Origin of the sequence: Allofournierella massiliensis (assembly GCF_004345265.1) — a bacterium.
Lineage (GTDB): Bacteria > Bacillota > Clostridia > Oscillospirales > Ruminococcaceae > Allofournierella > Allofournierella massiliensis.
Genome location: NZ_SLUM01000051.1, coordinates 1 through 9,657, shown reverse-complemented (window position 1 = coordinate 9,657; position 9,657 = coordinate 1). Strand labels below are relative to the sequence as shown.

The following is a 9,657-nucleotide window of genomic DNA, read 5'->3' as shown; positions in this document are numbered from 1 at the left end:
CCAGCATTTTTATCACCCCACACCATTATACCGCATTCCCTTTCCTTATACGAGAAAAAGACCACCGATAGGTGGCCTTTTTCGACAGGCTGAAAGAGCGGTGCTCATAATGAGCACCACTCTTTTACAGCTGTTGCCGGCCCTTTTGCGTTTGACTCGCGATGTGCGACTTAAAAACACCGCGAACGCCGGGCCGAAGCCGTTTTATTTACAATCAAATCGCCGCGCAGCACCGCTCCGCCTGTTCTCCCAAAGGCTTGCGCCCACAAAAACGGAACCGGCGCCACATGCGGCAGGATGAAAGCGATTGGTTGCGCCCCAACGGGGCAGAAATCAGCCAGACTGTAAACGTTTCTCACATGTTGTCCAAGAGTGACGTCTAGTTTGTCCAAAGGCCAGAATGCCCTTGTAATACCTCGCAAAGAAAGAATAGCGGAGTCGAAGGAAGTAAATAAAGAAGGGAGCGCGAGGAAAAACAAGGGTAAATGGGCAGCCGGCAGAAGGAAGGAGAGCCGGGGGCCGAAGGAAAAACGAGGTGCAAATGAAAGAGGTAAGCTTCGAGGCTTCTCAAAGGCTCAGAGAGAGAAGGAAGAAAGCTAAGAGGAGGTTAAAAGAGGAAATGGGGAAAGGGTTGTGCAGCGCCAGAGAGGGAGCGGTGGTGTAGGGGGCACCAGCTAACCTCCTGGGCTGCTTCAAATCCCCAAAAAACCGCGAAAAGCGGTAATTGGTGGTGATAGCAGGGTATCTTAGACAATAAAAAAAGAGAGAGAAATGCTCCTCACGGAACACTTCTCTCTCTCTCGGTTATTCCAAACTGCCTCTACAAGGCAATCTGTGTTCTGATTCCTGTTATCCCTGTCAATGTCGAAACTCAGTTTTCTCTATTTTGGGCTTTTTCTCCCCAGTGCGCGACTTAAACACCGTGGAACCCATCAGATTTACCGGTTTCTGTTGCCTTCTTCCTCGACTTTTAATGGTTCACTCTGTTCTCCCATGGGTTTTCACCCTCAAAGTAACCCTGTCTTTGGACAAATTAGGCGTCATTCTTGGACAATCTGGATATTTCTGAACAAGACTGGCTTATTTCATCATGCTGGCAACTTCAGCAGCGAAGTCGTCGGACTTCTTCTCCAGGCCCTCGCCCTTCTCGTAGCGAGCGAACTTGGTGATCTTGATCTCGCCGCCCAGCTCCTTGGCCACCTTATCGGTGTACTTGGCAACGGTCAGGTCGTTATCCTTAACGAACTCCTGATCCACCAGGCAGTTCTCCTTGTAGAACTTGCCGATGCGGCCCAGAACCATCTTCTCCTTGATGGCGTCGGGCTTGTTGGCGTTCTTGGGATCGTTGGCGATCTGAGCCAGCAGGATCTCCTTCTCCTTCTCGATTACCTCGGCGGGCACGTCAGCCTCGCACAGGTAGCCGGGGTTGGCAGCAGCGATCTGCATGGCAATGTCCTTGCCGTAAGTCTCGAACTCGGGCTTCGCAGCGATCTCATCGCTGGTATCGAAACCAACCAGAACGGCATGGGTGCCGCCGGCATGGATGTAGGCAGCGCATACACCCTCGTAACGCTCGAAACGACGGATCTTGATGTTCTCGCCGATGACCAGGATCTTCTCCTTCAGAGCAGCCTCAACGGTATCCTCGCCCATCTTGCAGGCCAGCAGAGCTTCCACATCAGCGGGGTTCTGCTCGGCAACAACATTGGCAACGTCCTTTACGAAGGTCTGGAACATATCGTTCTTGGCAACGAAGTCGGTCTCGGCGTTCACCTCAACCACAACGCCCACCTTGCCGCAGACAGTGGCGTAAACCATGCCCTCGGCAGCGATGCGGCCAGCCTTCTTCTGAGCGGCGGCCAGGCCCTTCTCACGCAGGTACTCAACAGCCTTGTCAAAATCGCCGCCGGACTCGGTCAGAGCCTTCTTGCAATCCATCATGCCGCAGCCGGTCTGCTCGCGCAGATTCTTAACGTCTTGTGCAGTAAAAGCCATTTTGATTATCCCCTTTCGTTATCGGTGGAAAATGGTGCTCAGGCCTCGGCAGCCTCAGCGGTCTCCTCAGCGGCGTTCTGCTCGCCCTGACGGCCTTCCATCACAGCGTCAGCCATGGCGCCGGCGATCAGCTTAACAGCACGGATCGCGTCGTCGTTACCGGGGATCACGTAGTCGATCTCGTCGGGGTTGCAGTTGGTGTCGACGATCGCAACGATGGGGATGTTCAGCTTGCGGGCCTCGGCCACAGCAATGCGCTCCTTGTGGGGGTCAACGATGAACATCGCCTTGGGCAGGCCGTGCATGTTCTTCACACCGCCCAGGAACTTCTCCAGCTTCTCGATCTCCAGCTCCAGCTTGGCAACTTCCTTCTTGGGCAGCAGATCAAAGGTGCCGTCCTCGCTCATCTGGCGCAGCTGCTCCAGGCGGTCGATGCGCTTGCGGATGGTGCGGAAGTTGGTCAGCATGCCGCCCAGCCAGCGAGCGTTCACATAGTGCATGCCGCAGCGGGTAGCCTCGTCCTTAATGGACTCCTGAGCCTGCTTCTTGGTGCCGACGAACAGGATCTCGCCGCCCTCGGAAGCAACCTCGCGAACAAAATTGTAAGCCTCGTCCAGCTTCTTAACGGTCTTCTGCAGGTCGATGATGTAGATGCCGTTACGCTCGGTGAAGATGTACTTCGCCATCTTGGGGTTCCAGCGACGGGTCTGATGACCGAAGTGCACGCCGGCTTCCAGAAGCTGCTTCATAGATACTACTGCCATGTTTAAATCCTCCAAAAAATTGTTTTTACCTCCGCATTGCATGCATGATCTCCCACCCTTGCGGGCACAGGGGAACAAAGCAATGCGTGTGTATTGCCGGTATAGTATACCACAAGAGATGCGGGAATACAAGCACTTTTTTCGTATTTTCCCGTTGAAATTCCAATAAAAAGGCGGCGAAAGCCCTGTGTGCCTCCGCCGCTCCTTTTCTATTCATTTTCCAGGGCGTATTCCTGGCCGAACATCAGATCATATTGCAGCATCCAGTGCTCGTCGAACCACTGACTCTGCTCGTCGGTCAGTTCCTCGGTATCGGCGGAACCGTCCGGCTGGATGGTCACGCCGTGGGTACGGCTGCGATAAGCCGACAGCTGATCGATCAGATGATCAAACAGTCCCGGCTGTTCCAAACCGTACAGTTCAAAGGTTACCGGACTGATGTCGTAGGCTGCCACCGTGCCGATGTCCACCGGTTCGTCCCAGTAGTTGGACCAGATCAGCAGCGGCATCTTGTGCAGCTCCGGCGCCTCGCTGTTGGATGCAGAGGAGTAGCCAGTGGCGGTGTAAACCTCATAACCGCTTCCGATGGGATTGTAGTGATCGCCCCAGAACACCAGGATCACAGGTTCGTCCACCTGAGAGAAGTAATCGGTAAGCTCGCCCAGCATGGCGTCCGCTTCCTTTACGCCGGTGGCGAAGTCCCGCAGCGCGCCCAGCGTCTTTTCGCTGATTCCCTCGGGAGCGCTCACAATATCCACCAGTTCCTCTTCCGGATAGTTGCCCTCGTTGTAGCTGGTGTGATTCTGCATGGTCACTGCGTGCATGAACAGCGGCGTATCCGTATTCCGTTCTTCCCATTCCTGAATGATGCGGCGGGTCATCTCCGCATCGGTCACAAGGCCGCTTTTCCACTCGGTAAAGCGCTTCTTCTCCGGGTTTTCAAAATCCTCCAGCGAGATGAATTCGTCAAAGCCCAGATTCGGGTAAGCGGTGTTACGGCTCCAGAACTTGGCGTAATAACAATGGATTGCCTGGGTGGCGTAGCCCTGTTCCTTTAAATAGGAAGCGATCGAGAACATGGGCCGGGTTACATGCTGCTGGAAGGGCTTGCATCCACTGGGCAGAAACTCCATCGAGTAGCCGGTAAGCGCCTCAAACTCCACGTCGCAGGTACCGCCGCCGAAGCTGGGGCTGTAAGCCTTGCCATAAGCGGCGCTTTCCATCAGCCGGTGAAGATTGGGGGTGACCTCCTGATCGAACTCCACCCCGTATTCCTCCAGCTCGGCCACATCCCAGAAGGATTCGTTCATCACAAAAATGATGTTGGGCTGCTTCACGGCCCCATCACCCTCGTTTTTGTAGCTGCCCGCAAACTCCGGGCCCAGATCCTGACTGGCAGCCTTATCCAGAATCTCCTGCACCGCTTCCTCGCTGTATCCTTCGGGTTTATCCACCTGCAGGTTCTGAATATTGGTCAGAAAGCCGGCGATAACGCCATAATTGCGGTAGTAACGGTTCTGCATCCACATATCCGGCGTGATCCCCACCAGCTGGGAAACCGTGGGATTGATGAATACGCCGAACACCAGCACAAGCGCACCCGCTGCAGGAATTCCCGCGGCCAGCGCCCCTGTGCGGAGTGCGGTTTTAGGCTCCCGAATAAAGCAGGCCAGCACAAACAGCACGGCGAAAATTACCCCGCTGACCCACATGGAGGTCTGCAGCTCCAGACCGGCCTTTCCCATCACATCGCTGGCTTCCGAAACCTGAGACAGATCCCAGGGAAAGAACGGCTCGCCCCGCAGTTTCAGCTTATAATATGTAACCGCCGCCGGGATGCAACCCAGCGCCCCGGTGACCAGAACCGCCAGCGGATGCAGCCGTGTGGCTCTGGCCAGGGCCTGATAAATACAGCCCAGCAGCAGCCAGGTGAGCAAGAATGCCGGCAGGTGCGGCAGAACATTCTCGGTGAGCACTTCCGGGGTAAACTCCTCACCCCAATGGATCCATTCGGTGCACACAAGGGTGATCAGGCTTACAATCGGAGCCATAACCAGCCGCAGTGCACTCAACCGCCGGATTACTCCGGAAAGGTATGATGGTTTTGTTTTGACGTCTTGCAACGAATTGTTCCTCCTTTGGCCGGGCACACCGCCTGTACCGGTGCCCTTCCCCGCGCTTCGATGTTTCTGTTTACTTTGCTGAAAAAGAAAACGAAACAACGGCGGTATTTTTTTCATTTTCCGGGCAATCCCACCTTTGGGGTGTTTTTCCTGCAAATCCCGTAGTAAATGGAAACGCTGTTTATTATACGCCGTACCCTGTGGGCCGCGCAAGTTATTAGCTGCTTACAAAATTGTGAAAAATCGCCCGAAGCCCATCTTCCTCCGGCCGTGGAGGCAGATCCTGCACCGGGCAGTTCACCAGAATCACGTCCTCGCCTATGGTCTCAATCTGCTGCCAGGGGATGACCAGATCCTCTCCCCGGCCCAACAGCCCGAACCAGCGGGGCCGCCCCCGCAGAATCAGGCTGCACACCTGCGCGCTGCCCATCTCCAGCTCCAGATCATCGGCCCGGCCCAGTTTTACGCCGGAGCCCAGCTGCACCACATCCTTTTTACACAGCTGCCGCAATGTCATGGTCCATCGCCCCCTCGTTTGTTTTCTTTTATTGATATGTTCCAAACCGGCAGCCAATTCCCAAAGTTTTGCCGGGTGCCAATTCCCAAAGTTTTGCCGGGGCATTGGCCCGGCGCAGAAAATCGTGTATAATAAAAACAATATCCCCGGGCCCTGCGCCCTTGGATGATTGCAAAGGAGAAAAAGGAGAATCTGGCCTTATGTATAAAAACATCATCTTCGACCTGGGGGGCGTTGTGGTTGATTTCAATCCCCGGGAGTTTTTGCTGGAACGCTTTTATAATGAGGAAATTGAGCACAAGGTGTTCGATCTGACCTTCGGCAGCGAGGAATGGACGCTGCTGGACGCCGGGCAGCTGAGCCGGGCCGAGGGCAACGCACGCATACTGGAAAAAGCCAGGGCTGAGGGCTGCGCCTTTGAAGTACAAAGCGTACTGGACGACTGGGCCCGCATGCTCAAAACCCGCCGCAAAACCGTGGAAGTAATCAAGCGGCTGAAGAAAATGGGCTTTTCCATCTATTACCTGTCCAACATCCCGCAGGACGTGATCGACGAGATTCGCCAACGGGATTTCTGGCCCCTGTTCGACGGCGGTATCGCTTCCTGTGAAGTAAAGCTGACCAAGCCGGATCCGGCCATTTACAAGCTGCTGCTGGAACGCTGCCAGCTGATCCCCTCCGAGACCATTTTTGTGGACGACAGCAAGCCCAACACCACTGCCGCCTTTGATCTTGGCATCACCGGCATCCACTACAAGGGCAGCTCCTCCTTCATCCGGGCGCTGAACACCTGCGGCATTCCCATCAAGGAACATCTGCTCTGGTAATCCCCCCAAAAAACAGCAGGACGCTGTGCACTTTCCCTCTCATCGGGAAGGCGCATGGCGTCCTGATTTTTTTGACAGTTTTTTCTCCGCTGCCGCGCTACAATCGAAATCACAGCGGGTAAACATGCCCTGTGAAAGGAGCGGGATGCAGCCGTGAAAACCGTGATCTATCTGGATGTCCTGTTGCTGGTGAATTTTCTGGTGGCATATCTGCTTTTGCGTGCCGTGGGGTTTCTCTGCGGCGCGCCCCCGGGCTTTCTGCGCACCTGCGCCGGGGCTGTGCCGGCCGCGCTGTCCACCCTGATTCTGCTGGCTCCGCCCATGCCCGCTGCCGCGTGCATCCTCTATCAGGCGGTCAGTGCCGCCGGAATATGCCGGGCAGCCTTTCCTTTCCGGGGCTGGCGGGGCTTTGCCCGCCAGACAGTGTGGTACTTCCTTCTGAACATGGGGCTGGCAGGGGCGGTACTGCTGGCTTTGAGCCGGGATCTGCCACTGGGCGTTCAAACCAACAATCTTGCCGTATACTGGGCGGTTTCCCCCACCCTGCTTGTGGGAAGCGCCGCCGGGGTATATTTTGTTCTGCGACTGGTGCTGGCGCTGTTCGGCGCGCCCAAAGACACCGAAAACTGGCAGCTGCGCCTTTCGCTGAACGGGGCAAACGCCCCGCCACTGAACGCCCTGCTGGACACCGGCTTTCTGCTGCGGGATCCTTTGAGCGGTCAGTCCCCGATACTGGTGAGTTATAACAGCCTGCGCGGCACGTTGCCCCCGGCCATTTCCGGCTTTCTGGAGCGTTATTTTGCCGGGGCCTGCCCGGAGTTCCCTCCCGGGATACCGGTACGGCTGATTCCCTGCAAAACCGCCGGGGGCATGCGCACGCTTCCCGCCGTGGGGGGATTTTTTGCCCGGCTTTCCTGCCCGGGGAATCCCCGTCAGGCCGAACGGGTGCTTGTGGTGTTCACCGACCAGACTCTGGCAGACGGTTCGGTGCAGGCACTGTTTGGCAAAGAATTTTATCACACCACCCGGCCCCTGCGAGAGCCTGCCACATCGGCCGGACGGGAAAGGAGTGCTGTTGAATGAAATGCAGTTGGTTTTTGCGCGTCTGGCACGCATTGCTTCGCTGGCTTTGCCTTCCGGACGCAGTCTACTACATAAACGGGCCGGAAACTCTGCCTCCTCCCCTGACCCCCGCCGAGGAAAAGCTGGTGTTCGCCGGGCTGGAGGAGGGCCGCCAGAGCTGCCGGGACATCCTGATCACTCACAACCTGCGACTGGTGGTATACATTGCAAAAAAATTTGAGGGCAGCAATGTTTCGGTGGAGGACATCATCTCCATCGGCACCATCGGGCTGATCAAGGCGGTAAACACCTTTGTGCCCTCAAAAAATATCAAGCTGGCCACCTATGCCAGCCGCTGCATCGAAAACGAAATTCTGATGTATCTGCGCAAAAGCAGCAACCGCCGCCAGGAGGCCAGCATCGACGAGCCTCTGAACACCGACGGCGACGGCAACGAGCTGCTTCTCTCGGATGTATTGGGAAGCGACCAGAACCAGATCAGCGCTCAGCTGGAACAGGACGCGGAAAAAGACATGCTGCGCCAGGCGGTAGCCCGGCTGGCGCCCCGTGAGCGGCAGATCATGCAGATGCGCTTCGGTTTGGCCGACGGCATTGAGCGCACCCAGAAGGAAGTGGCGGATGCCATCGGCATCTCGCAGAGCTATATTTCCCGGCTGGAAAAGCGGATCATCCTGCGGCTGCGCCGGGAGCTGGAAAAATCCCTGTGAACATCAGAGCCGGGGCCGGGCAGAAAGATTTGCCCGGCCCCGGTTTTCAGCGGGTAATTTCACACCGGCAGTCCGCTGCAAAGAGCTCCAGCAGACTGCCCGCAAGGCCCATTTCCCCCGCCGGCAGATACAAACCGTAGCAGAAGCCGTCCCGCTGCCAACAGGCCAGCGCCCCGCCGCCCGGTGCCTGCCGCAACTCGGTGCGCACCCCGCTCACCGGCCGCACCGTAAGCTGGTCGTATTCCGGCAGATCCAGCTCCCACATCCGCAGCTCCTCATTTTCCGGAGCTACCCGCAGCACCGCCGTCCAGTTGGGCTGGATAAAGAACTCCAGCTGCCCCACGCGCCGCCCCAGAAGATAGACCCGGTCCAGCCGCAGATAGGGGGCACCGGGCAGCCGCGTCACCGCAAAGCCGGCCTTTTCGGTGAAATCCGGTCGTTCCAGCATCCGTTTTTCCTTTGCGCAGCGGTCATAAAATACCGCCCACAGAAAGGCAAGCCCCGCCGTGAGCAGAATCACCACAGCCATACAGCATAAAAGCCAGAGTTCCGAGGTCATATTCGCATCCACTCCCTTGCATCGTTTGTGTTCACAGTATGCCGGAAAACGCTTTTATGTGAACGCTATACATATATTCCTGCTTTTTTGCGGCTGTGCGCCCTGATTTTGCCAGCCGCGGCGCTGACTGCTTTTCTCCTGGCGCGGCCATACTCTGAACAGGCACCCTTGCCTGTTTGGAGTGTGAATGAGCTTGTATTACAACAAAGTGGAACTGTGCGGCGTGGATACCTCCCGTCTGCCGGTGCTGACCGAAGCGGAGAAACGGCAGCTGCTGCGTGCCGCACACGAGGGCGACGACAACGCACGGCAGACCATGATTCGCGGCAACCTTCGGCTGGTGCTCAGCGTGGTACAGCGTTTTTCCGGCCGGGGCGAGTGCATGGACGATCTGTTTCAGGTGGGCTGTATCGGGCTGATCAAGGCCATCGACAACTTCGACCCGGAGCTGAACGTGCGTTTTTCCACCTATGGTGTACCCATGATCGTGGGCGAGATCCGCCGCTTTCTGCGGGATAACAATCCTCTGCGGGTGAGCCGTTCCATGCGGGACACCGCCTATCGGGCCATGCAGACCAAGGAGCAGCTGCAAAAGGAGCTGGGGCGGGAACCCTGCATCCGGGAAATTGCCGCCCGGCTGGAAATGCCCGAGCGGGCAGTGACACTGGCGCTGGAAAGCGTGGTGGAGCCGGTAAGCCTGTACGAGCCGGTCTACAACGACGCGGGCGACGCCATGTATGTGATGGATCAGGTGGGCGAAAACGACGGTGAGGACAGCTGGATCAGCGAAATTCTTTTCAGGGACACAGTGCACCAGCTCAGCGAGCGTGAGAAAAAAATCATGGCTCTGCGGTATCTGGCGGGCAAAACTCAGATGGAGGTGGCCCGGGAAATCGGCATCAGTCAGGCCCAGGTGAGCCGACTGGAGAAAAACGCGCTGGGCCGTATCCGGGAACAGCTGTGAAATGCCTGGCCGCAAGCAATCGGAGTCAGGACCCCCGGCAAAGCCGGGGGCTTGAGTAAGCCCTAGAAGGGCATAATACAGACAACGCCCCTCAAGGGGCCACGAATGGGTCGGCCAA

10 protein-coding genes are annotated in these 9,657 nt (G+C 56.9%); 5 read left to right on the top strand and 5 right to left on the bottom strand.

Annotation, left to right across the window (positions count from 1 at the left end):
• A partial coding sequence (locus tag EDD77_RS18340) for a hypothetical protein (protein WP_207667964.1) occupies positions 1 to 301 on the top strand: 301 nt, incomplete at its 5' end.
• Between the two features lie 779 nt (positions 302 to 1,080).
• Here EDD77_RS18340 and tsf read toward each other — a convergent pair.
• The 4 genes from tsf to EDD77_RS17345 all read right to left on the bottom strand — a co-directional run bounded on the left by tsf (position 1,081) and on the right by EDD77_RS17345 (position 5,399).
• The gene (tsf, locus tag EDD77_RS17360; RefSeq protein WP_058966472.1) at positions 1,081 to 1,995 is read right to left on the bottom strand and encodes a translation elongation factor Ts; all 915 of its coding nucleotides are present in this window, start codon (positions 1,993 to 1,995) and stop codon (positions 1,081 to 1,083) included.
• A gap of 38 nt (positions 1,996 to 2,033) precedes the next feature.
• Complete coding sequence (rpsB, locus tag EDD77_RS17355; RefSeq protein WP_058967216.1) at positions 2,034 to 2,759, bottom strand: 30S ribosomal protein S2; 726 nt, start codon at positions 2,757 to 2,759, stop codon at positions 2,034 to 2,036.
• Positions 2,760 to 2,968: 209 nt separating this feature from the next.
• A complete protein-coding gene (locus tag EDD77_RS17350; RefSeq protein ID WP_242868477.1) occupies positions 2,969 to 4,882 on the bottom strand; it encodes an LTA synthase family protein in 1,914 nt (637 codons plus the stop codon).
• Positions 4,883 to 5,099: 217 nt separating this feature from the next.
• A complete protein-coding gene (locus EDD77_RS17345; protein ID WP_058966474.1) occupies positions 5,100 to 5,399 on the bottom strand; it encodes a YlmC/YmxH family sporulation protein in 300 nt (99 codons plus the stop codon).
• A gap of 200 nt (positions 5,400 to 5,599) precedes the next feature.
• Between EDD77_RS17345 and EDD77_RS17340 the strand changes: the two genes are divergently transcribed.
• The 3 genes from EDD77_RS17340 to sigE all read left to right on the top strand — a co-directional run bounded on the left by EDD77_RS17340 (position 5,600) and on the right by sigE (position 8,016).
• Positions 5,600 to 6,226, top strand: coding sequence for an HAD family hydrolase (locus EDD77_RS17340; RefSeq protein ID WP_058966476.1), 627 nt, complete (start codon positions 5,600 to 5,602; stop codon positions 6,224 to 6,226).
• A gap of 153 nt (positions 6,227 to 6,379) precedes the next feature.
• A complete protein-coding gene (locus tag EDD77_RS17335) occupies positions 6,380 to 7,309 on the top strand; it encodes a sigma-E processing peptidase SpoIIGA (protein ID WP_058966478.1) in 930 nt (309 codons plus the stop codon).
• Positions 7,306 to 8,016: an RNA polymerase sporulation sigma factor SigE gene (sigE, locus tag EDD77_RS17330; RefSeq protein WP_058966480.1), complete on the top strand. Its 711-nt coding sequence runs from the start codon at positions 7,306 to 7,308 to the stop codon at positions 8,014 to 8,016. The genes EDD77_RS17335 and sigE overlap by 4 nt, the downstream gene beginning before the upstream one ends.
• Positions 8,017 to 8,062: 46 nt before the next feature.
• Here the strand turns inward: sigE and EDD77_RS17325 are convergent, their stop codons facing one another.
• Entirely contained in the window at positions 8,063 to 8,575 is a 513-nt protein-coding gene (locus tag EDD77_RS17325; protein ID WP_058966482.1) for a hypothetical protein, read from the bottom strand.
• Positions 8,576 to 8,762: 187 nt separating this feature from the next.
• On the opposite strand from EDD77_RS17325, the gene sigG reads away from it, so the two are divergent.
• Positions 8,763 to 9,539 carry an RNA polymerase sporulation sigma factor SigG gene (gene sigG / locus EDD77_RS17320; protein ID WP_082669672.1) on the top strand — a complete coding sequence of 259 codons (777 nt, stop codon included), beginning with the start codon at positions 8,763 to 8,765 and terminating at the stop codon, positions 9,537 to 9,539.
• Positions 9,540 to 9,657 lie beyond the last annotated feature (118 nt).

What these genes read in the sequence shown, in the direction of transcription:
- sigG (WP_082669672.1), top strand. Translation starts at nt 8,763, where the DNA reads ATGAGCTTGTATTACAACAAAGTGGAACTGTGCGGCGTGGATACCTCC.
- sigE (WP_058966480.1), top strand. Translation starts at nt 7,306, where the DNA reads ATGAAATGCAGTTGGTTTTTGCGCGTCTGGCACGCATTGCTTCGCTGG.
- tsf (WP_058966472.1), bottom strand. Translation starts at nt 1,995, where the DNA reads ATGGCTTTTACTGCACAAGACGTTAAGAATCTGCGCGAGCAGACCGGC.
- rpsB (WP_058967216.1), bottom strand. Translation starts at nt 2,759, where the DNA reads ATGGCAGTAGTATCTATGAAGCAGCTTCTGGAAGCCGGCGTGCACTTC.
- EDD77_RS17345 (WP_058966474.1), bottom strand. Translation starts at nt 5,399, where the DNA reads ATGACATTGCGGCAGCTGTGTAAAAAGGATGTGGTGCAGCTGGGCTCC.
- EDD77_RS17340 (WP_058966476.1), top strand. Translation starts at nt 5,600, where the DNA reads ATGTATAAAAACATCATCTTCGACCTGGGGGGCGTTGTGGTTGATTTC.
- EDD77_RS17325 (WP_058966482.1), bottom strand. Translation starts at nt 8,575, where the DNA reads ATGACCTCGGAACTCTGGCTTTTATGCTGTATGGCTGTGGTGATTCTG.